The sequence below is a fragment of the Glycomyces salinus genome, from assembly GCF_016428645.1.
GTDB classification, from domain to species: Bacteria; Actinomycetota; Actinomycetes; order Mycobacteriales; family Micromonosporaceae; genus Glycomyces; species Glycomyces salinus.
In genome coordinates this window covers 152,481-173,533 of sequence record NZ_JAELXW010000006.1, presented here as the reverse complement: position 1 = coordinate 173,533, position 21,053 = coordinate 152,481, and the positions used below count along the sequence as shown (strand labels likewise).

General features: G+C 65.6%; 26 protein-coding genes and 1 tRNA gene. 21 read left to right on the top strand and 6 right to left on the bottom strand.

All coding sequences use genetic code 11. The features are described 5' to 3' along the window. Positions 1 to 74: 74 nt before the first annotated feature. Entirely contained in the window at positions 75 to 287 is a 213-nt protein-coding gene (locus JFB92_RS03055) for a DUF397 domain-containing protein (protein WP_199034753.1), read from the bottom strand. A 9-nt stretch (positions 288 to 296) separates the two neighbouring features. After that, positions 297 to 1,181 (bottom strand): helix-turn-helix domain-containing protein, encoded by an 885-nt coding sequence (locus JFB92_RS03050; RefSeq protein ID WP_199034751.1) that lies wholly within the window; start codon positions 1,179 to 1,181, stop codon positions 297 to 299. A 406-nt stretch (positions 1,182 to 1,587) separates the two neighbouring features. Between JFB92_RS03050 and JFB92_RS03045 the strand changes: the two genes are divergently transcribed. The 18 genes from JFB92_RS03045 to JFB92_RS02960 all read left to right on the top strand — a co-directional run bounded on the left by JFB92_RS03045 (position 1,588) and on the right by JFB92_RS02960 (position 13,869). Continuing rightward, entirely contained in the window at positions 1,588 to 1,950 is a 363-nt protein-coding gene (locus tag JFB92_RS03045; RefSeq protein ID WP_199034749.1) for a hypothetical protein, read from the top strand. Next, complete coding sequence (locus JFB92_RS03040; RefSeq protein WP_199034747.1) at positions 1,947 to 2,222, top strand: hypothetical protein; 276 nt, start codon at positions 1,947 to 1,949, stop codon at positions 2,220 to 2,222. Before JFB92_RS03045 ends, JFB92_RS03040 begins: the two co-directional genes overlap by 4 nt. Next, positions 2,219 to 2,509: a hypothetical protein gene (locus JFB92_RS03035; RefSeq protein ID WP_199034745.1), complete on the top strand. Its 291-nt coding sequence runs from the start codon at positions 2,219 to 2,221 to the stop codon at positions 2,507 to 2,509. Before JFB92_RS03040 ends, JFB92_RS03035 begins: the two co-directional genes overlap by 4 nt. Further along, entirely contained in the window at positions 2,485 to 2,844 is a 360-nt protein-coding gene (locus JFB92_RS03030; RefSeq protein WP_199034743.1) for a hypothetical protein, read from the top strand. Before JFB92_RS03035 ends, JFB92_RS03030 begins: the two co-directional genes overlap by 25 nt. Positions 2,845 to 2,865: 21 nt before the next feature. Then, on the top strand, positions 2,866 to 3,237 hold the full coding sequence (locus JFB92_RS03025) for a hypothetical protein (RefSeq protein ID WP_199034741.1): 372 nt from the start codon (positions 2,866 to 2,868) through the stop codon (positions 3,235 to 3,237). A gap of 90 nt (positions 3,238 to 3,327) precedes the next feature. Then, positions 3,328 to 3,561 (top strand): hypothetical protein, encoded by a 234-nt coding sequence (locus JFB92_RS03020; RefSeq protein ID WP_199034739.1) that lies wholly within the window; start codon positions 3,328 to 3,330, stop codon positions 3,559 to 3,561. A gap of 23 nt (positions 3,562 to 3,584) precedes the next feature. Beyond that, positions 3,585 to 3,770, top strand: coding sequence for a hypothetical protein (locus tag JFB92_RS03015; protein WP_199034737.1), 186 nt, complete (start codon positions 3,585 to 3,587; stop codon positions 3,768 to 3,770). An 82-nt stretch (positions 3,771 to 3,852) separates the two neighbouring features. Further along, positions 3,853 to 4,101, top strand: coding sequence for a hypothetical protein (locus JFB92_RS03010; protein WP_199034735.1), 249 nt, complete (start codon positions 3,853 to 3,855; stop codon positions 4,099 to 4,101). 35 nt (positions 4,102 to 4,136) lie between these two features. Further along, complete coding sequence (locus JFB92_RS03005) at positions 4,137 to 5,360, top strand: sulfotransferase family protein (protein ID WP_199034733.1); 1,224 nt, start codon at positions 4,137 to 4,139, stop codon at positions 5,358 to 5,360. 17 nt (positions 5,361 to 5,377) lie between these two features. After that, positions 5,378 to 5,689, top strand: a complete 312-nt coding sequence (locus tag JFB92_RS03000; RefSeq protein ID WP_199034730.1) for a hypothetical protein — start codon at positions 5,378 to 5,380, stop codon at positions 5,687 to 5,689. A gap of 66 nt (positions 5,690 to 5,755) precedes the next feature. Continuing rightward, positions 5,756 to 5,846 (top strand) — tRNA-Ser (locus JFB92_RS02995). A gap of 92 nt (positions 5,847 to 5,938) precedes the next feature. Continuing rightward, on the top strand, positions 5,939 to 6,631 hold the full coding sequence (locus JFB92_RS02990; RefSeq protein WP_199034722.1) for an HD domain-containing protein: 693 nt from the start codon (positions 5,939 to 5,941) through the stop codon (positions 6,629 to 6,631). A gap of 50 nt (positions 6,632 to 6,681) precedes the next feature. Next, positions 6,682 to 7,917, top strand: coding sequence for a methyltransferase, FxLD system (fxlM, locus tag JFB92_RS02985; RefSeq protein ID WP_199034721.1), 1,236 nt, complete (start codon positions 6,682 to 6,684; stop codon positions 7,915 to 7,917). A gap of 47 nt (positions 7,918 to 7,964) precedes the next feature. Next, the gene (locus tag JFB92_RS02980; protein WP_199034720.1) at positions 7,965 to 8,120 is read left to right on the top strand and encodes an FxLD family lanthipeptide; all 156 of its coding nucleotides are present in this window, start codon (positions 7,965 to 7,967) and stop codon (positions 8,118 to 8,120) included. Between the two features lie 76 nt (positions 8,121 to 8,196). After that, on the top strand, positions 8,197 to 11,049 hold the full coding sequence (locus JFB92_RS02975) for a lantibiotic dehydratase (RefSeq protein ID WP_199034719.1): 2,853 nt from the start codon (positions 8,197 to 8,199) through the stop codon (positions 11,047 to 11,049). After that, entirely contained in the window at positions 11,046 to 12,185 is a 1,140-nt protein-coding gene (locus JFB92_RS02970) for a lanthionine synthetase C family protein (protein WP_199034718.1), read from the top strand. The genes JFB92_RS02975 and JFB92_RS02970 overlap by 4 nt, the downstream gene beginning before the upstream one ends. A gap of 14 nt (positions 12,186 to 12,199) precedes the next feature. Then, positions 12,200 to 12,961: a thiopeptide-type bacteriocin biosynthesis protein gene (locus JFB92_RS02965; protein ID WP_199034717.1), complete on the top strand. Its 762-nt coding sequence runs from the start codon at positions 12,200 to 12,202 to the stop codon at positions 12,959 to 12,961. After that, on the top strand, positions 12,958 to 13,869 hold the full coding sequence (locus JFB92_RS02960) for a phosphotransferase (protein ID WP_199034710.1): 912 nt from the start codon (positions 12,958 to 12,960) through the stop codon (positions 13,867 to 13,869). The genes JFB92_RS02965 and JFB92_RS02960 overlap by 4 nt, the downstream gene beginning before the upstream one ends. Before the next feature lie 181 nt (positions 13,870 to 14,050). On the opposite strand, the gene JFB92_RS02955 is transcribed toward JFB92_RS02960, so the two are convergent. Continuing rightward, positions 14,051 to 14,707 (bottom strand): helix-turn-helix domain-containing protein, encoded by a 657-nt coding sequence (locus tag JFB92_RS02955; RefSeq protein WP_199034706.1) that lies wholly within the window; start codon positions 14,705 to 14,707, stop codon positions 14,051 to 14,053. A 103-nt stretch (positions 14,708 to 14,810) separates the two neighbouring features. On the opposite strand from JFB92_RS02955, the gene JFB92_RS02950 reads away from it, so the two are divergent. From JFB92_RS02950 to JFB92_RS27165, 3 genes are all read left to right on the top strand, one after another. Further along, on the top strand, positions 14,811 to 15,062 hold the full coding sequence (locus JFB92_RS02950; protein WP_199034705.1) for a helix-turn-helix domain-containing protein: 252 nt from the start codon (positions 14,811 to 14,813) through the stop codon (positions 15,060 to 15,062). Then, entirely contained in the window at positions 15,059 to 15,346 is a 288-nt protein-coding gene (locus tag JFB92_RS02945) for a hypothetical protein (protein ID WP_199034703.1), read from the top strand. Before JFB92_RS02950 ends, JFB92_RS02945 begins: the two co-directional genes overlap by 4 nt. A 369-nt stretch (positions 15,347 to 15,715) precedes the next feature. Beyond that, positions 15,716 to 17,389 (top strand): ISAs1 family transposase, encoded by a 1,674-nt coding sequence (locus JFB92_RS27165; protein ID WP_199034701.1) that lies wholly within the window; start codon positions 15,716 to 15,718, stop codon positions 17,387 to 17,389. Positions 17,390 to 17,393: 4 nt separating this feature from the next. On the opposite strand, the gene JFB92_RS02935 is transcribed toward JFB92_RS27165, so the two are convergent. The 3 genes from JFB92_RS02935 to JFB92_RS02925 all read right to left on the bottom strand — a co-directional run bounded on the left by JFB92_RS02935 (position 17,394) and on the right by JFB92_RS02925 (position 20,854). Next, complete coding sequence (locus JFB92_RS02935) at positions 17,394 to 17,858, bottom strand: NUDIX hydrolase (protein WP_199034696.1); 465 nt, start codon at positions 17,856 to 17,858, stop codon at positions 17,394 to 17,396. A 311-nt stretch (positions 17,859 to 18,169) separates the two neighbouring features. Next, complete coding sequence (locus JFB92_RS02930) at positions 18,170 to 19,486, bottom strand: YopA family protein (protein ID WP_199034694.1); 1,317 nt, start codon at positions 19,484 to 19,486, stop codon at positions 18,170 to 18,172. A gap of 231 nt (positions 19,487 to 19,717) precedes the next feature. Then, positions 19,718 to 20,854, bottom strand: a complete 1,137-nt coding sequence (locus JFB92_RS02925) for a M23 family metallopeptidase (RefSeq protein WP_199034692.1) — start codon at positions 20,852 to 20,854, stop codon at positions 19,718 to 19,720. Between the last annotated feature and the right edge of the window lie 199 nt (positions 20,855 to 21,053).

The following is a 21,053-nucleotide window of genomic DNA, read 5'->3' as shown; positions in this document are numbered from 1 at the left end:
AAAACCACCTGAAAAAGCACAAAAGGCAAGGGCGTGTCCCCCTGGAGACACGCCCTTGCCAAAGTCGGCTGGGGCTAGGAGATCGAGCCGTCCTTGATTCCGGCGATCAGACCGGACCAGGCATCTGCGTCGACCAACAGGTGCGGGAAGTCGCCTTCAGTCGGCAGCTTCGAGTCACGGACGGCGACCACGGTGTCGTGCGGGCATGCAACCTCGACGCAGTTGCCGTTGGCCGAGGATCGGCTGGACTTCCGCCAGGTGATGGAGTTCAATTCAAGGCTCGTCATGACAGTTCCCTAGAGGTTCTGCGCTCGTTGTTTCAAGAGCTTTACCGATTCTTCCGGGCTGAGCGCGGTGGACCTGATGTAAGTATAGGCGTCGATGCAGCGCCGCAGCTCCTCGGGTTTCTCCATGTAGAGGCTGCCTGCCTGCGACTCAACGAAGGCTATAGGCGTGTGCAGTTCCTCGTCAAACGAGTAGATGTCCAGCTTGCCGAGGGTGCCTGCGTAGTCACCGGCAGAGAACGGGACGATCTGGAACTCGCAGATCTTGGTTTCTATCTGGTCAAGCATGTAGGTCAACTGCTCCTTCATGACCTCCCGTCCACCCACCAGGCGATGAAGAATGCTCTCGTCGAGGATGACCCACAGCCGCGGACGATCGTCAGCCTCAAGGACGTGTTTCCTGCGATCCATCCGAAGTTCGACCTGGCGTTCGATCCAATCGTTCGACTGGCCGGGTGCCAGAGCCTGCTCGTGAGCCCGAGCATAATCTTCGGTCTGAAGCAGCCCCGGAACGATCGAGAGTTCGAAGCCCTCGATGATGGTGGCAGCCGACTCGACGCCCAGGAAGTCCTGGAACGTTGTCGGAAGCTGACCGTGGCTCGCCCACCATCCTCGCGATTTCCCAAGGCGCTGGAGTTCGAAATACCGCTCACGCTCGTCAGGGTCGTTGATGCCGTAGAGGTCGAGCAGGTCTTTGACCACCGACTTCACCACGCCTACTTGGCCGGTCTCGATGTTCGTGATCTTTCCCATCGAGCATCCGAGATGATCCTTGGCATCCGATTGGTCAAGATTCGCCGCGAGCCTAGCTTGCCGGAGCAGAGCACCGAGTTGCCAGCGCGGGACTGTGGGCCCGATCGGACGCTTCATCGTGTCTACCTCCAGGTCAGCGGGCATCCTTCTACCTTTCGAAACCCTACCCCGCGATCACGTACTTGCTGGGGGCGGCATAACCTATCCCGAGACTGTACGACACGCGGATCAACAAGTTGAATTTCAACTCTTGACATCCATAGATTAGATCACACATAATCTGGTGACAAGAGTCATGATGTTGCTGAGAGTGACTTGACTCAGGGGCGCCGCTAGCGCGGTTGCTGACTCGCAGGGCGGTTCGACCGTCGTTGCCGCGAGGCGGCCCGGTCCCGCCCGTCTCCCTCACTGAGGGGTCTGCGGAGGCGGGCGGGCACAACTTCATCGATTCCCGCCATCACAAAGACGGGCGGCCCGCTTCGAGCATGAGATCTTGCCGGAACGCATCTCGGGCGGGCCGCCTCTGAAATCACAGGAGGCTACAGCTCCCATGACCTCGACCATGATACGTCGGGGACCCGCCAGCGCCGAGACGCGCGACGAGTCCCCGGGCCAGGAACGCCATCGAAGGCGCCGGGCCGCGAAGTTCGATCTCCGGTTCCACTACGCCTGGACACGGACCTTCTTCGGCTTCGGCCGCCGCGTCTGCATGTGCTGCGGCAAGCGATGGGGACGCGACGGCTGCGCCGCACGCGCCGCCGCAATCCAGGACTTCAAAGAACTCGCCACCACCGCCGAACTACGGCAGGCCGCCCGGGAACACCTCCTCACCGAAGCCGAGGCCGGCCTCCCGCCAGGGGCCGCCTACGCCTACCGCGATCTGCCCGCGGCGATGGGAGTGAGGCCGTTATGAAGGAACTGCGATGTTCGATCGACATGAGCCAGGTCGCCGGATGCCAGGCCGAGGAGATCCTGGTCCAACGCACCGGGGACAACTTCTTCTGGTGCGAGGCGACCAAGGGCAACCAACGCATGGGACTCGGCCCGGCAGTGCTGGACTTCGACGGCCGACTGACCGAGCGGTGGCACCCGACCTACCGCGCGCTCATCGGCGGCGAGGAGAACCTGAAGGCCTTCTTCGACGCCCTCGAGGGATTCCTGCGGCAGTGGAAGGTGATCGCATGACCACCACGGAAGCCGAACCGCAGCCCGGCGCCAAGATCAACATCGGCGAGTTCAAGCTCGGCATCGGCGACGACGGCGCGCACTACCGCGTGTACGCCGAGACCGAGGCGGACTCGGCCAGCCTACTGCGCGTCCATCCCGACCCCGAGTCAAAGAAGCGCACCGTCGCGACCGGACTCGACTCAGGACAGCCGCGGTTCGCGCTGCCGTCGAACTGGTCAGCATCCGAGATCGACAAAGCCAAGACGGAGATCACGAACCTGTGGAAGGTCCACAAACGCGGGTAGCGACCGCAGAGTGGATCGCCGGGAGCCTGGTCGACACCACCGTCATCGACGACCGGGAACTGCGGTTCTCGGCCCGATGGAACGCCGCCAGCGTCGCCGTCGAACTGCTCCGCTCCGCCGACCGCACCGTCTGGCTGGCGACAGTCACCTTGCTCGGCCGCCGACAGCACGGCTACCCGCTCGAACCACGGGTGCGCTCGAACTACTGCTTCGCCGATTGGATCGGTGTCGACGACTTCGACCGAACAGCAGTGCGCGAGACCGTCCGCAAGACCGGCGAAGGACTCTGGATCGCCGTCGACCCGACATTCCGCAGCGGCTACTACCAGCACTGAACCAGACTGGAGCAACAGCCCATGGTCAACCAGCAGAGCACCAGCCCCATCCGCGCTGGAGACACGCTCGCGCGGTTCCATCGCTTCGCCCGCGAGATGGTCCTGACGGCCACCGACCACGGCGGCACCATGCTCGATCTCGTCGCCTACGAGCCGGGCGGAAGCGACCGGCCGATCGCGGTCTTCGAGCGAGACGACGACGGCAATCTCGAAGCCGAATGGTCACTAGGCGCCCACGCCCTCGGGCTCCAGCACGGCTCGAAGGCGCGCGAAGGCGTCACCCGAGCCGTACAGGCAGCCGTAGCCACGATCTTCGACGGCACCGACCTCGACACCGAACTCGGCATCCAGCTCCACACTGGCATCACTACCCCGGGAGACGACCATGTCTGAAACCCGCGACGCCGCCACCGGCCCCCACCACCGGTCACCCTCGGCGGCAACCCCGACCTCCCCCATCGCTAACGCACCCAGGTATCCCACATGTCCACCCTGCTCAAGACCGCCCTCCTCTGTGTGGCCATCGCCGCCTTCTGGATCGGCGTCGTCCTCTACTCCCGCCACACCTACACCCAGGACGCCTGCCGCGCCTGCGACGGGACCGGCCGCGACTGGGAGCCGTCCTGGATGGCCCTCATGCGCCTCAGCACCCACCGCCGATGGCGCAACTGCCGCAAATGCGGCGGCAGCCCGGTCTACGACATCCACCAGCATTGACCCCGACCCAGGACTAGACCCTTATGGACCTTCACCTCACCGCATCCTTCTCCGTCGACGTGCTCGCCGCCGTCCCCGGGATCGTTGTCGGCATTCTGCTGATCTTCTTCGCGATTCTGTGGTCCTCCCCCTACCAGCGATGGAAGGCCAGACGCTTCACGCTCGGCCTGGTCATCGCCGCGATCGCCGCCGTCATTGTCTTCGGCTAGCTCGGAGGAGGATCGTGACCGGACCGCACCCAGCAGGCGACACACCGCCAGCCGCCAACAACTGTGGGGAGGCGATCCGGCCGTGGACCGCTTGAACACCGCCAGCGTCGCTCTGGAATGGGCGGCCCGCCTGACCGGGCCGGTGATTCTGTGGGGCTTCGGGCTCGCCGGCATCGCCACCGCCGTAGGCCTGTGGGACGACGATGTGGCGCTGGCAGTCGCGGTCGGCGCCGCCGGGTTGGTCACCACCGCCACCGGACTGCACCTGATCGTCCGAGCCGTGCGACGCCTGCGCACCGGCCCCAAGGCCCCACCAGGCCAAGGACTCTGACCCCCAACTACAACCGCAACCCCCTGGAGTAGACGATGAAACGCACCTCGGCGATGGTTCCGATCCTCGACAGCCTGCTGTGGCCGACCGCCCGCGGCCGAGCCCGACCGCCCCGCACCTTCGCGCGGCTCCGCGCCCGTGCGGCGCGGGCCGCCGGGCTCGCTACCGACACCGAGATCGGCGACCCGGCCCTTATCGATTCGTTCCAGTACCTGCTGGCCTGGTTCGCCGGAGTCGACCGGCTCCGGTCGGTCGGCTGGATCTCGGCGGTCAAAGACGTCCAGGCCCGCATGGAGAACTACTTCCGCATTCAGCGCCTGCACGCCCAGCACCCCGAGATCGGCGACGAGGTCATCGAACGCCCGATCATCGTCGTCGGGCTTCCCCGCACGGCGACGACGCTGACGCACAACATCCTGGCCCACTCGGCCGGGCATCGCGGGCCGCTGCTGCGCGAGTACATGCACACCGACTTGGCCCGGCCCGAGGCCGAGGAACAGGCGATCAGCCGCCGCCTGGCCCGCGCCTTCGACACCGTCCACCGGCTGGCACCGGCGCTGATCTCGATCCACCCGCTCGACCCCGAGAAGGTCGACGAGGAGCCGCACCTGATGCCGCACGGCGCTCATCACCTGGCGCGCGCCCAGATGCGCGAATACGAGCAATGGCTGACCGAGCGGGACTGGACGGGCGACTACGACTTCTTCAAGCAGGCCCTCCAAGTCCTCCAGCACGGCAGACCCCGCGCCCGGTGGGTGCTCAAATCCCCGACCCACCTAGAACACCTCGACCAGTTGGTGCGCCTGTTCCCCGTCGCGTCGATCGTGTGGATGCACCGCGACCCGGCCACCGTGCTCGGATCGATCTGCTCCCTGGTCGAGACCTCCACCCGACTCCATGTCCGCCGCCCGGACCTGGCCGAGATCGGGCAGATGTGCCTGCGCCAGACCTCCCGCCTAGTCGAACGCGCCCGCGACCAGCGCCCCCGCATCCAGCCCGAACGGATCATCGACGTCCCCTACGACTGGCTGACCGCCGACCCCCACGCAGCCGTCCCCGAGCTCTACCGGCTGCTGGGCACGCGCTGGAGCCAGACCGACGCGGCCGCGCTCGAGTCGATTCTGGCCCGCCCGGCTCGGGCCCGCGCGCACGAGTACGGGCTGGGCCGCTACGGGCTCCACCCCGCCGACATCGACAACGCGTTCGGCGACTACGGCATGTTCGCCCAGATGCGCCAGCCGCAACTCGCTCGGCACTGATCGAAGAGAGGCTAGTCATGACACAAGACCGACTCCGCGACTTCGCCGACGCGCCCGTGCTGTTCACCTTCCAAGGCGACGTGCTGCACGTGGCCATCGAAGCCGAACCGCGTACCGACCAGTTCCAGGTATCGGTGATCAGCCGCGTCGGGGCCGACACCGTCCTCGTCCCACACGCCCGCATCACCGTCGATGCCGACGGCGCGATCACCGACTACGAGCGAGTGACCGACGAGTGGGCGATCGGCGATATGCGGATCCGTTCCTGGCTGGCACCGCACAAGGCCACGCTCGCCAAGCTCGCCACCGACCCACCCCCACCACCGTGACCCAACCAGAGACTGGGGCCGCCACGACCAGCCGCGACCTCCCACTCGCAGTGGCGGCCCCACCCCGGAGGCGTGGCAGAGCTGGCTTATCGCGCTGGTCTTGAAAACCAGTGGGCGGGCAGCCCCCGTCCCGAGGGTTCGAATCCCTCCGCCTCCGCGAACCACAGAACCGCACTATCGGCATTGGAGAACGCTATGCACTCAACCGAATCCCAGACTCCAGACCAGAGACAACCCTCGTCGCCGCTCGTGCAATCCGCGCTGGACCATGCCTCCAGCGAGCTCGCCGCCGATGCGACCGGCCACGACATCCACCACGTGATGCGGGTTTTCCGCATGGCCCGCCGACTCGCACGAGCCGAAGCAGCGAATCTCGAGGACGTCGAGCTCATCGCCGCCCTGCACGACGTGGCCGACTTCAAGTTCACCGGTGACGAACATTCCGGGAGCCGCACCGCACGCACATGGCTGCTCGCCCAAGGTGTCGACACCGACCGGGCCGACCGTCTCGCCGGCGACATCGCCGGACTCTCCTTCAAGGGCGCCGAGACGCCAACGACCCCGCTGACCCTGGAAGGCATGTGCGTCCAGGACGCTGACCGACTCGACGCCCTGGGCGCGGTCGGCATCGCCAGGTGCTTCACCTACGGCGGCCATAAGGGCCGCGCCATGCACGATCCCTCGGTGCCGGTCCAACTCCATGCGACCACCAAGCAGTACCTCAACCACCGGGGCACCAGCATCAACCACTTCTACGAAAAGTTGCTGCTGCTGAAGGAACGATTGAACACCGAATCGGCCCGGGACATAGCCGAGAAGCGCCACGTATTCATGGAGATGTATCTCGAGCAGTTCTACGCCGAATGGGAATCGTCAGCGCAACGCTCGACCAATGACGGCGCACCGCAGCCATCTCTGTCCTACCCCGATTTGGCGCCCTGACGCGACACCATGCGCATAGGGACGGACCACACAACCATGAAGGGACCCACATGCCCACTACCGAAGCGAACGACCAGCGGGCCGAACAACTCCGAGCTGCCATGGTCGAAGCAGTGGCCTCCGAGGCCGACCAGATCGGACGCCCGCTCTCGCCCGCAGTTCGGGCCGCGCTCGAGCGGGTGCCGAGGCACGAGTTCTGCCCTGGTGCCAGCCTCGAAGCGGCCTACGCCAACGACATCGTGCGCTACGAGCAGAACGAGCGTGGAGTCTCGACCTCGACCGTCTCAGCGCCGAACATCATCGCCACGATGCTCGACCAGGCCGGCATCGGTCCGGGCATGCGGGTGCTGGAGATCGGATCGGGCGGCTACAACGCGGCCCTGATCAGCGAACTGGTCGGGCCCGGTGGCGCGGTGGTGTCGGTGGACATCGATCAATCCGTCATCGACCGCGCCAGTGCCTCCCTGACTGCGGCCGGATTCGACTCGGTCCGCTTGGTCTGCGCCGACGGTTCCAAGGGCGCGGCCGAGGCCGCCCCGTTCGACCGGATCATCGTCACCGTCACCTGCGCCGACATCCCTCCAGCCTGGCGCGACCAGCTCAAACCCGGCGGCGCGATCGTCGCGCCACTGCGGCTGCGCAGCATGACCCGCACCGTCAGGTTCGAGCGCGACGGCGACCGGCTCGTCTCCACCGGCTACGACTTCGGCGGCTTCGTCCCCGGCCAGGGCGGCATGGCCTTCGACGAGCGCGCCGTGTTCCTCGATGAGGACGGCACCGGACTGCGCGTCGACTCCCACCAGCCGATCGAACCCGAATCGATGCGAGCGGCGATCGAGACTGACCCGGTCACCGTCTGGACCGGGGCCGAGGTGACTCCGACGACGATCTGGAACGACCTGGAACTGTGGATCGCGGCCTGGTCGCAGAACACCGCCCACCTCAAAGCCGCCACGCAGGCGCGGCGATCCGGAAGGCTCAAAACCATCATCGGCCTCGGCTCAATCACGCTCTACAACGACCGCAACCTCGCGTTCCTCACGCTCCGGGATGAGCCACGAGCCGACTCCGACCACTACGAGATCGGCGCACAGGGGCACGGCCCGGACGCCGAAGCGCTCGCCGAGCGCTTGGCGGCTCTGGTCCGCGACTGGGACGCCTGCGCCAGGGGCAAGGAAGCGCGCATCACCGTCTGGCCGACCGGTGCCAGCTCGGCCCTGCTCCCGGCAGGGCTGGTCGAAGAACGTCCCTGCTCACGCATCACCGTCGACTGGCCCGATGCGTGAGCAGGGCAAAGTCCTCGTCCCCCGAGTACCAGAGAGGAGGAAAACCCATGGAAAGCACCACCATCGAGACCCCTGACGTCAGCGTCGAGGAGTTCGACCTGGACATCAGCTTCGTCGAAGGCGACCAGTACGCCACCCTCATGGAGGCCACGTCCGACAACTGCACCAGCACCCGGGCCAGCGCCTGCGTGACCTGCACCTGAGGCAGGCCAGCGGGGTACCGCCGCGGCGGTACCCCGCTGTTCTCAAATCCGACCGAGACCGAAAGACCGCTCCGCGATGACCTTCACGGCCACGTCGGGCCTGATCGCCCGTCTCTCCACCACCACCGACCGACTACCCGATCTCCCGGACTTCGCCGCCCCCACGGCCGAGGTACGCGACTGGATCAAGTCCCGCTGGGCCGACGCGGGCTTCGCGGCCGCCGTCGCCCTCGCCAGTCCGCACCTGGCCGACGCGGTCGCCTCAATCCTGACCGGCCACGGCTCCGATCGCGATGTCCGACGTGCCGCGACCTCGCTCGCCCGTTACCTGCTGAGACACCACTCCCGCGCCACCCCGTTCGGCACTTGGGCCGCCTGCCTGCCAGCAGTCATCGGCCCCGCGGCCGCGCTCGACCTGCCTGCCGAGCCGACCATCGTCCACCACACCAGTTACGCTCGGCTCGTCACCGAGACCGACGCCCCGGCCCGGCCGAGCGAACCGAACTTCGGCCAGATCACGGTGTGCCGCAACCCCCTCGCACTTGAACGACCCACCTGCATCATCCTGCCCTGGGCACCGGCGGACACCATCGAGACCGAACCGCGCACGATCACCGTGCGGCGCACCAAGCCGCTGTCGACCCTCTGGGACACCGCGAGCGAGCCGGTCACCATCGAGGCCCTGACCGAGGCGATCAGCACCGTCCACCCAGCCCTGGCCGTCGACGCCTGCCACCGCGTCATCGCCGGACTCATCGAACACCGACTCCTGCTGACCGACACCGCAACCTCGATCACCGCCCTTCCGGTCCGCACCCCGCCTTCGCAGACCTCGACGATCATCAACGCGGCCTACGATGCCGCCCTCACCGTCCCCGAACCGGTCGCCCGAGCCGCAGCCCGGGCCGCCGACATACTCCTGCGCCTCTCTCCCCACCCCAAGGGCGACCCGGCCTGGCAGGACTACCATCGCCGCTGGCTCGACCACTACGGTCCCGGCCACGTCGTCTCCTTGCCACGGCTTCTCGACCCCGCCGCCGGACTGGGCCCCCCGGCCGGCTACCGCGGCTCGGCCTTCCCGGCACCGGCCCCCGCCTTCGGCGACCGCGACCGCCGACTCCTCGCACTCGCCGAACACACCCTCCTGGCAGGCGAGACCACGCTGCACCTGACCGACGCGCTCATCGACGAGCTCTCCCAGAGCGATGCCACCGCGCCGCCGTGCGCCGAAGTCACCCTCACCATCGCGGCCGACGCCCCCGGAGCCGTCGACCGAGGCGACTTCACGGCCACCGTCCGCACCGCCTCACCTTCGCTGTTCCACTCGACCGGACGACACCTGACCTACCTCGACCCCACCGCGACGACCGCCGCCCGCGACGCCCTGACCGACCTCCAACGGGCCCACCCGGGCTGGCGGTGGGCCCAGACCTCACCGGTCCCGCTCGCCGACGACCTGACCGACCTCGCCGCCCACCCTCGCCTGCTCGACACACTCATCCCCATCGGCGAACACCCCGCAGACCCGACCGCCCTGCGGCCCGACCGGATCGGCATCACCGGCGACGCCGAACGACTCTGGGCTGTCAACCTCGACACCGGCCAACCAGTGCGCACCTTGACCTGCAACGCCATCGAACCGGTCAAGTACCAGCACCCGGCCACCCGGTTCCTGACCGAGTTGACCGTCGCTTTCGACACCGCCCTCGGCCCGTGGACGTGGGGCGCGGCGAATGCCCTCCCCGTACTCCCGAGAGTCCAGTACGGACAACTGATCCTCGCTCCCGCCCGCTGGCGCCTCGACGCCGCGCTCCTCGACCCGAACCAGGACTTCACCGACTGGGACCGTGATCTCGCCGCATGGTGCGACCGGACCGGCCTGGCGTGGTTCGTCGCCGTAGGCGCGACCGACGTGCGCTTCACGCTTGACCTCGACCGACCTGAGCACCGCCAGATGCTCCACGTCGAGCAGCGACGCGGTGGCACCGTCGAGCTGCGCGAAGCCCCCGAACCGGGCAGCACCGACTGGATCGCCTCCCGATCCCACGAGATCAACGTCCCCCTCATCGCCCCACCGGCCCGACCGGCACCAGCCCCACGCCGCCCCGGCGCGTCACCGGCCACCGCCCAGCCGCCCGGAACGGGCCGCTGGTGGAGCCTCCATCTCTTCACCGACACCGCCGAGGCCGAACGGATCATCACCCGACACCTGCCCGCGTTCACCGACCAGCTCAGCACGGGTGGCGCGTGGTACCTCCACTACCCCGACCCCGCACCGCACTTGCGCCTACGCCTCCCGCGCACCGGCCGCGGCGACCTGGAGGCCATCGCCGAATGGACCAGCTTCCTGATCGAGGCCGGCCTGATCTCCGATTGCCACCTGGCGACCTACCGACCCGAGACTCACCGCTACGGACACGGCCCCCTGCTGGCAGTCGCCGAAGATCTCTTCGTGGCCGACTCCACATGCGCGGCTGCGATCCTCAGCAGCACAGAACCGTCCAGTATCGACCGCGACGCCGGGTCAGCCGTCAACCTCCTGCACCTGGCCGAATCCTTGGCCGACACCCCTGAAACAGCGTGGGCCTGGCTGATCGACCACATCGATCAGCACGCCCCCGAGACGATCACCGCCACGCACGCCGCTCGCCATCGCGCCCGCCACACGCGCAACCGCGCTCGGCACCGGTACGCCGCCCCGACCAACAACGACACCCCCTGGTCCGATCGCCACGCCGTAGCCGCGAACTACCGACAACAGCACCAGAACACCGAGCAACCACCAGACCTCAGCGAAGTCACCGCCGCTCTCCTGCATCTGGTCTGCAACCGCCTGTTCGGACCCGACCCCGAGACCGAACGACGCCTGCTCTACTACACCCGCAGCCTCGCACTCGCCAACCACCACCAGCAAGGACACCCGCGATGAACCTCGCCGACTACGACCGTTCCCTCACGATCCCGGACGCCTCCCACGATCCGTTCACGGCCACCGACCTCGCCAGCGGGCCGCTCGGCACCGGCCTGTACCTGGCCGCCCACCCGGACCCGCCACATCCGCCCCTGAACTGGATCAAAGCCGCCACCGGCCGGTCCGTCTACGCTGGGGCCAAAGCCGGACTGCTCACCGGCGCACCCGCGATCGCCTTTACCGTCGCCACCGCCACCGGCGGACGCGTCCCCGATCGCCTCCATCGGGCCGCTCTCGGTGTCATCCGAACCCACCTCAAGGCCGCCGACCGGCGCCTGCGCACCGGACGGCCAGCGCGCTTTGAGAGCTACGACCTGTTCACCGGACTGACCGGCCTGGGCGCCTACCTCCTCCACACCGACCCGGTCGCGGCCGAACTGGCCGCTATCCTCGATCACCTCGCGCTCCTGGCCGACCCCGCCCGCTGCAACTGCGACGGCCTCCCCCTCTGGTGGGTTGACCACGCCCCCAACGTCACCGACCCGCCCCTGGCCGGCGGCCACGGCAACCTCGGGATCGCCCACGGCATCGCCGGACCCCTCGCCCTCCTCGCGCTCGCGACCATCGAACAGACCACCGGACCCGCCCACGCGGAAGCCATCGGCCACTACCTGGCGATCTTCGACCACTGGCAGCAATCCACGACCACACCGTGGTGGCCCCACTGGATCACCCTCGCCGAACTCGACGCGAACACCTCCGATCAACCGGCGCCGGGCCGCCCCTCCTGGTGCTACGGCACCCCCGGCATCGCCCGCGCCCAGCAGCTCGCCGGCATCGCCCTCGGCGACCGCGACCGCGCCCTCACCGCCGCCCTCGCGCTGCGCTCCTGCCTGACCGACCCCGACCAACTCACCCACGTCACCGACGCCTCGCTCTGCCACGGCTGGGCCGGGATCTACCAAACCGCCTGGCGCGCACACCAGGACGAGCCCGACGTCATTGACGACCACCTCCTGAGTCACCTCGCTGACCGGATACGCCCGAGCGGCGGCAGCGATCTCCTCGAAGGACAGCCAGGTCAGGCGCTCGCCGCGCTCACCAGCAGACACCAACCCAACCCGACCTGGGACCTCCTACTTCTCCTGGCCTGAAAGGACACCACCCAGTGACCGCGTGGCACCAAGTCAACCTCCACCTCGCCAGCACCGCTGAGACGGTCCTGACCGACCGGATACTGCCCATCTTCACCGCCGCCGCAGCGCCATGGTTCTTCATCCGCAAACACCCCTTCCGCATCCGATGGGCACCCCCCGACCCCGCGACCCAACCGGAGGCGATCCACGCAACGCTCGACGGCCTGGTCCCCGAGACCATCACCGCCTGGAACCCCGCCATCTACGAACCCGAGACCCACGCCTTCGGCGGACCCGAAGCCATCGCGGCCGCCCACGACTTCTTCCACGCCGAAAGCCGCCACCTCGCCACCGCCCTAACCGAATCCGACTTCACCGCCAGCCGCGCCACCTACTCGACCCTCCTGGCCGCCCACCTCATGCGGGCGGCCGGACTCGACTGGTGGGAGCAAGGTGACATCTGGGCGCGCATCACCTCCATGCGGACCACCACAACCGAACCCAACCAGGCATGGCGGACCCGGCTCGCCGCCCTCCTCACCCGCGACCCCTGGCAGCAACCCAATCCCCGACTCGAACCCCACCGGTCCTGGTTCGACGCCACCGCGAAGCTTGGCAGCTCCCTCGCCGAGCTCACCGCCAGCGGCCGCACGACCCGCGGTCTACGAGCGCTGATCGCACACCACCTCATCTTCCACTGGAACCGCACCGGCATCCCCACCAAGCAGCAGGCACACCTGGCCGCAGCCGCCCGCACCATCTACTTCGGCACCCCCGAGGAGGCGCGCCCATGATCATCGCCCCCGGCTGGGCTAACCTCGTCAGCCGCTGGGCCGACCACCCGGCGGCCGTCTCGAACATCCACACCAACGGCTCCATCACCACCGCGACCTTCACTGCCGGGAGCCGGAAGTACTTCTGTAAAGCCGCCCCGACCGATCACATCGAGGCTGTACAAGCGCTCCGAGTCGAAGCCACCGCCTCAACCATCCACCGACAAGCCTCCGCCCCCTTCCACGGACTGCTCGAAGGACACGACTGGTCCGTCCTGCTGTTCGACCACATCGACGGTGAGCACCCGCACTTCTACCCACCAGAATCAGGCCTGGCCCTGTCCGAGCGAATCGCCAACCTCATCAAGGCCCCCAGCGGCGAGGCGAGCACCAGCGCGCTCCCTCCAATCACCGAGCGCATCGACAGCGCCCCCGACTGGAGCACACTGGTCGATGACCATCCCGGGCTCGTCGCGAGTACCGCGAAGGAATTCCTCATCGGTGGCCAACGCGAACGGATGCGCAGGCTTGACGGCGCACACGTCGCCCACACCGACATCCACCGCGGTAACATCCTCGTGAACGGCCAGGAATTGACCATCGTGGACTGGGGATGGGCCGCCCGTGCCGCACCCTGGTTTGACCAAGCCCTTCTTGGTGTACAACTCATCGCCGCAGGAGCCTCGACTACCAGGGTTACGCACTGTCTCCACACCAGACACATCGGGCACCCATGCTCGGCCGACGAGCTTGCCGCATTCGCTGTAGAGATGGGTCGGTACTGGATCGGCCGCCTGATCACTGATCCCGCCGAGCGCTATCTCTGGACCCTGATCAAGACGGCAGGATGCCTCGCGCTGTCGCTCGGAGTGCCAGAGTTCTTGACTCTCGAACAAGAAGTTCAACCAAAATTAGGACAATTAGGGTAATTCGGTTCTGGATGCTCCCAGTCGTGGGTGCTTCGCCAGCTTCAACGCGGGTCAGAGCGGCAAGTGCCTGCCGAGCGATCGTCTTCCGGCTCGCCGCCGGGAGCTGCGTTGTCGGCCCGGCGTTCCTGGTCAGGTTGGCAGGCGAGGCAACTTCTGCTGAAGCGTCGGACCGCAAGAGCCCTCAAGCTTGTTCGTCGCCGGACTCGGTTGGAAGTTCCATGCCGAGACTGCGCGTGAGGGCGTTGATAGCGCGGCGCTGCTCTTCGGGCAGGTTCTCGTCGGCGAGTTCGCCGACTCCGGCTGAGAATTCGGCGGCTTCGGTCTCCAAGGCGGTAATGACCTGGCTGGCTTCTGCCAGTCTGGCAGATAGGCGTGTGACCAGGGCTTGGGCTCGTTCCTCGGGTGTGCCCTGGCGGCGAGTGAGCCCGGTGCCGTAGGGGTGGTGCTCGGCGAAGAGGTCCTCGTCGCCGCCAGGAAGTGGGCGGGCTCCGGTCGTCCAGGCGTTGAAGCGCGCGGGGGAGATTTCGACGCTTGGTGCGATCTCGATCGAGAGGTCCGCGTCGTCAGGCACGGTCAGGAACGTTAGTGGCGAGACGCCAAGGGCGTTGGCGATGGCAAGGACGGCGTCAAAGGTCGGCTTGACGCGGCCGGTCTGCATGTTCCAGATCTTGTTGGCTGTGATGTCGTTCCGGCCGATGTCGGCGAGTCTTTCGACGAGGTCGTGAACGCTCAGGTCTTGGGCCTTGCGGACAGCGCGCATGCGCTCGACCACCACCGCGTTCGGGCCCAGAACCTGCGGGGCGGATTCGGCGGACACGCTCGCTTCAAAATCTGTCACATATACAGATTATCAGCCGAACTCTTGTTGTGAGTCTGTCTGTTCGACAGGATTGCTCGTACCGGGGCAGCTCCGGAAAGTACGAGCGAAAGGATGATCGGCTGTGAACGGCAGTACGACATTGCGGCACTACCGAGGGCCGTGGACAAGGGAGAAGGTTCTGGCCTTGGGGATGACCTGCGGTATTGAGACCGCTGGGCAGATCCTCGGTATCGGGCGGACGGTGGCCTACCGGCTCGCCCGGGAGGGCGAATGGCCGACTCCGATTCGCAAGGTCGGCGGGCGCTACCTGGTCACGGTCCAGGGCCTGCTCGACTACCTGGACGGCGTCGAGGGAGCGGGGGCCGGCGAGTGAACTACTTCGAGGCCGCGCTGACGGGCAATGATGACCTGATTGAGGACTCCGAACAGGAGCCGGGCGAGCTCGGTGATGCCGAGGAGTTCAAGCAGGTGCTCGACGAATTGGACGACATGGGTCGGCACCTGGATCTAGCCGAGACCACGGGGCGGTGGATGCGACTGGGCGAACACGCCGGTCGTCTTCGGGCGACCTGCCTGGAGGCCGGACTCGGCGAACGGCTTACTGCCGGACTAGTCCGCGCCTTCATCGCAGCTGAGCTGTCCACGGCGATCTGCTGATCTCTACCGCCTATTCCATCAAGAGGAAGCTGGTCCACGAGCGGGGAGGACGTTCATACGCCGATCAATCCGCAGGTCATCCGGTAGAAATGCCCTAGAGCGGCACAACGATGGCCGTGGTATCCGGAAGCGGCCGCCCCAAATCGGAACCTACATGTAGGTTCTCAGCGGAGTTGGCCGCCTCAGGCGGATTGATCTGGGCTTCTGTATGGGGCTCTCAGCGTTTTGGCCAATGGATTTCTCACCGGTTTGACCCACGGCTTTCACGAGTAGTGGTCGGGTCAGTGTTCTTGCTGGTGAGGCCGTTCCGCAAGGGCGAGTTCGCTCGTTGAGACGTTCGTACACGCTGCGTCTTGATGGAGGAAGCCGTTGTCTGGCAAGGATCTGGCCGAAGTGTTTGGTGTCGCGCGGTTCGAGGAGTGTGTCGCGGAGCTGACCGGTCCGCGCGGTGTCCAGGGGCGCTGCTACCCCCTGGCCGTGTTCGTCGCGGTCGCGTTGGCGGGATTGCTGGGCGGCAGGAACACGCCATCGCAGTGGGCTCGGTGGGCCGCTGACGCGCCGGAGGCGGTAGTGCGGGCGCTGGGCGGGATCGGCCTGGAGGTCGGGGGCGTCTCGTGGTGGTCGCTGCCGTCCTACAACCGCCTCGTTGAGGTGCTGTCCTTGCTCGACTCGGATGAGCTGGCCCGCTTCGCGTCTCGGATTGTCCCCGCCGAGGAGGAAGCGGGCGGGGCCGCTCACGTGCGTCTGGACGGGAAGCGTCCGGTGACCGCCGGGCGCGTGTCCGGGGACGGTTCGAACCTGATCTTGGTGGGCGCGTTAGCCGACGGCGGCCGCATGGCCGACCAGGTGATCGTGGACGACGGTGACGAGATCGCCGCGCTCCGGGTCTTGTGCGAGCGACTCGATGCCGAAGGGGCGCTAGTGTCGGCGGACGCGCTGCACTGCAACGAGGACACCGCTGAAGCGGTCCTGAATGCTGGGGCCGACTACTGCCTGGCGCTGAAGGGGAACCAGCCGACGCTGTTCGCGGCGGCCAAGGCGTTGGTCGAGACCGCTGTGGAGTCCCGCGAGACCGCTCACGGCCGCAGCGAGACCCGGACGGTGAAGATCCTGTCCGCCGGCGGCGGGGTCGCTCTCCTGTTCCCCGGCCTGGCCCAGATCGCCCGCATCCGGCGCTGGACCAGGGACGAGACCACCGGCGAGGAGACCTGGCATGTCATGTTCTACCTGACCAGCCGGGGCGCCACCGCGCTGCGGCCGGTCGAGTTCGCCGAGGCCATTCGCGGCCACTGGGGCGTGGAAGCCTGGCACTGGACCCGCGATGTCGTCTTCGGCGAGGACCGGTCCACCGCCACGGCCGGGAACCTGACGGTCAACCTCGCCAGCCTCCGCGCCGCGGCCATCGCGATCCTGACCCGCCTGGGCGGCAACGGCATCACCGCCTGGAGAGACCGTATCGGCAACCATCCCTACACCGCGCCGCTGGCCATCCTCGGCATCGCCGACATCCGACAAGAGTTCCAACTGTGTTTATCTCGTGAAAGCCGTGGGTTTGACCATTTCCTAGATCGAGTCGCCGCGCGCTCAGTGGCAGGGTTGATTCTAGCGGGTCAACCGAGACCATCGAGGGTGCGTTTGACGTGCCAGACAAGATCGAGTGACGCGGCTTCTTCGACTGTGGCCCATACGAAATCTTCGTGCTCATCAGACGGTGACCGCGGAACCAGCGGCTTCCGGGTGAAGACGGAGCGTGATCGTGTGGAAGTTGATATCGCGTCCGCTAATGTCCATGTTCTCGAAATGCGAAAGTCTTTCGCCAATGGTGCAGACAAGACCTGCTTCTTCGAGACACTCGCGTGCCGCGGCGGCGCCGGGCGCCTCGCCTGGTTCGACGGATCCTCCGGGGATGTCCCACTTCCCGCCGAGGTAGCCGCCCTCGTGGCGTTTCAGGAACAAGAAGTGGCCGCCGGTCTCGATCAGACCGTGAGCGATGAATCGCTGTGTCGTCATTTCAGTCCTTCGAACATGGGGCTAGCAGGTTGATCGTTCACCAGCCCATCTGGGAGAATGTCCGCCCCGCCTGGATCTCGGTGAGCGCCTGCTGGTGGTAGTCGATCATCGGCTCGGGCAGTCGGTCAATCAGGAACCAGTCGAGGCCGTCGCATTTGTCAGGTTCGAGGATCGCCGGGGTTCCCTCCCATTCCGCAGCGGTCCAGAAGAAACCCATGCGGCCGGCGTCATCGTCGCGATGCATGACATGCGCGAACTCGATCGAGTCTTCGGCCAGTGTGATGCCGAGTTCTTCCTTCGCCTCGCGGATGAGTGTCGCGGTGATCGATTCGCCCGGTTCGAGGTGTCCCGACGGAAGGTGCCAGTGGCCGTTCCCGTAGGCGGTGTTGCAGCGCCTGGTCAGCAGGACGCGGCCGGAGTCGAGGGCGACAAGGTGGGCTTCGGCTATTACCCGGTGGCGGGTCGCTGCGGTGCGTGGGGCGTTGCCCTGGTCGAGGTTCACGGTCGAGCTTTCTGTCCTGCGGGTCGGTTTGGTGTCTCGTTGGAGCGCTTGCGGCGGTTGGGTTTGTCGATTCGGGTCTTCTGAGCGTAGTGGTCGACCAGTTCCTGGACCTCCGGTCGCCCCAGGTCTTCGAGCAGCAGAGCCAACCACCGCTTCAAAGCCAGAAAGGACACCGAACCGGCCACCACCCGAGCGACCTACACCATCACCATCCATCGGCTCACCCATCGACCAGCCCAAACACCCTAAAGACGCGGTGTTGCTGCCTAGCCTAGACGACTTGCGAGCCGAGACCGGGAACGCCAGCTTTATCAAGCGGGGGGATCATGCCACTTCCAAGGAACTTCCAAAACCTCGTATGCATAACCTCGGAAATAGTGAAGGCTTCGGTAGTGTCCGTTGTACCCCAGTGAGTTTAGGATAAGCAACACGAGGTAATGCCGTGTCAAGCCCCAAACTTCTGTAAGAAGACCGTCGTATTCATAAATCCGCTTGGTTCTTTCGTCGGGATGCATTAGTCGATTGCGAACGTATGTGACGATATCTGCCGCGTCAAGATCAGGATTTGATTGCCTCGAGCTCTCGTCGGTACGGAATCTGCTGGTAACCGGCAGCACCGCTTGATCGATATCAGTTGAGACCATCGCCTCACTCAGGACCATCCGCAATCGTGTCGCGGCATTTAGCCGCTTTCCGTGATAACTTGCTTTGCCAAGATATTGGTCTTCGGTCAAGCCTTTTTCGGAAACAAGTTTTATCCAGGTTATATGTTCCAGCCCGGAAGAGCCCATAGTGATTCTTTGCTCAACAAATCCTTTATCGTTGGTGGCGATGATTGCTGATGTCATTTGAAATTTAAGATGATGGGCCATCTCTTGGTCGTAGAACGCAGGAATCACGTTTCGAAGCAACTCTTCGAGAGATTCTAGATCTTGGTCATACCACCAGCCCGAACTAATGCTACGCGCCGGATCGCAGTGACGCGGAAGCCACTCCTCCCATAGATTGGTGTCACCGGGGCCTTGTCCGACTATCAGCATTGGGGCAGCCCACCTGCCGAGGGCAAAAGAGATACCAACGTGCAAGGCATCTATTATCGGTTGGGCCTGTTTGGGGGTGAAAGTACCGCCGTCGGTTCTCCGCAATTCCATTACGTGAGTCATGATAAACATATCGGATTTATTGAGGTCTTGCCACACTTCACGGTGATCAGGTCGGGTGTCAATGATGATCGCCCAATCCTCGCATTCAAAGCGCCAGCGTTTTGAGTTATTTCGGAGCGGGAGATTAAACCAATGGCCAATGATGCGTTCTATCGGCGAATCATCATTTCCAAACGCTGCGCCGTTCAACCATCCTTCGTCCCAGCCTTGTGCCCATCCGCTCAGGCGAAATACTCCCTCGGGGCGGTGCAGTTGCAATTCAACTGGACGGTTAGCTTGTGCGGTGGAGTTTGATCCTGGATCCACGCTCCATCGAAGACCTATGCGAGGAGATAGTGACAGCTCTATTTTGCCTGTCGCGTCAACTTCGCCAAGACCTCCAATCGCGCCTTCGAATAGTGTGATGGGCTCCCTAGGATCATTGAACGCATAGATAGGACTCAGCGGAACTTGATCGTCTACCATCTTTCGATAATAGCCCTTTGGGAACTGTCCCGCAGTCGGATTGGAACCCTGCGGGTTGTCGCTCTCTGGTTTACGCCGGATGGAGGCGTGCCGAGCACGGCTGGACTCAGGGACCGGTCAAGCAAGGTGAGAACCAATGGGGTTAGGCCAGTTCAACCGACACGAGACAGGGCTCTCATCGGAATGGCCAAATGGCCGAATTATTGGCCATTTCGATGAGAAGTGGTCAAGTTAGATGAGAACTACACTACAGTTCCGCGGTAAATCGATGTCCACCCCGCGCTCGGCCAGGTAGTCGACCGGAGGCACTGCATTGTCCGATGTGGCCGGGGCGGGTCCGTCGTGGCTCTCGAAGTGCAGGTGGGGTGCCGAGGAGTTCCCTGAGCTGCCAAGGTAGCCGATGACCTGTCCAGTCGCGACGGTGTCGCCAACGTCAACAAGGGGCCGGCTCATCATGTGGCAGTAGCGGGTGACGGTGTCGTCGGGGTGCTCGATATCGACATACCAGCCGCAGCCGAGCACGGACGGGGAGCCGTCGACGTCGCAGGAGTAGTCGGCGCCGTTGAGGCTGGCGTTGCAGCGGACGCGGACGACCGTCCCGGCTCCGGCGGCGAGGATCTCGGTGCCCTTGTCGGCGCCGAAATCGATTCCGTCGTGGTCGGGGCGCTCGTCGGTGCGGAAGCCCGACCACAGTGCCGCGCCGGGGACCGGGTGGGTCCACTCCCCGCCGACTGGAGTGCAGGTGACGTGCTCGGTGAAATGCTCGATGGCATTGGTGGCGTAGCCCTCCCAGCGCGCATAGGCGTCGGGGAAGGCCGAGATCTGCACGGCCTGTGCGGCTTCGGTGGGCTCCATGGTCTCCCAGCCGTCGATCTGCACGAGTTTGTCGTAGAACTTTCCGGCGGCGTATTCGGGATTCATCAGGTCCTTGACCGATCCCCAGCCGGCGCTGGGCCGCTGCTGGAAGATACCGACCGAGTCGTGATCGGAGCCGATCTTGTCGTGGTCGTACTCCAGGCTCTCCTCGACGTTGAAGTTCGCGTAGTTGTACAGGCGGCTCTCCTGGTAGGCGGTGATGAGGCCGACCAAGACGGCCCTGTCGCCGAGCCCGCGCTCGGCGGCGACGAGGTAGACGACGGTGGCGTTGTCGATCTGGACGTCTTTCCAGCCGGAGTTGCTGTAGACCGCCGAGCGCAGGGCGTCCCTGTCGTCGATGGCGCATTCGTACTCGCCGCCGCTGCCGTTGGTCGTGGTGCTCAGGTTGAGCCAGGCGAGTCCGGTATCGAGCGAGATGGCGCCGCCGATGACGGCGATCGCGAGCACGAGCGCGGCGAGCGCACCGGCCAGCGCGGCGGGGAGTTTCGACATGACGGGTGGCCTTCGAGTCCGGGGAGCGGAACGGTGCTGGACCGGCCGAGCGCCAACGGGGAACGGTTGCCGCTTCGCCCGATCCAGTGGGGAGCCACTGTAGCGGCAGGTCATGAGGTCACAAAGATTCGTAATCGTGTCGTTACAAATGAGGGGTGTTCTCGCACAGCGATTCACTGATAGGCACGAGATCGACTCC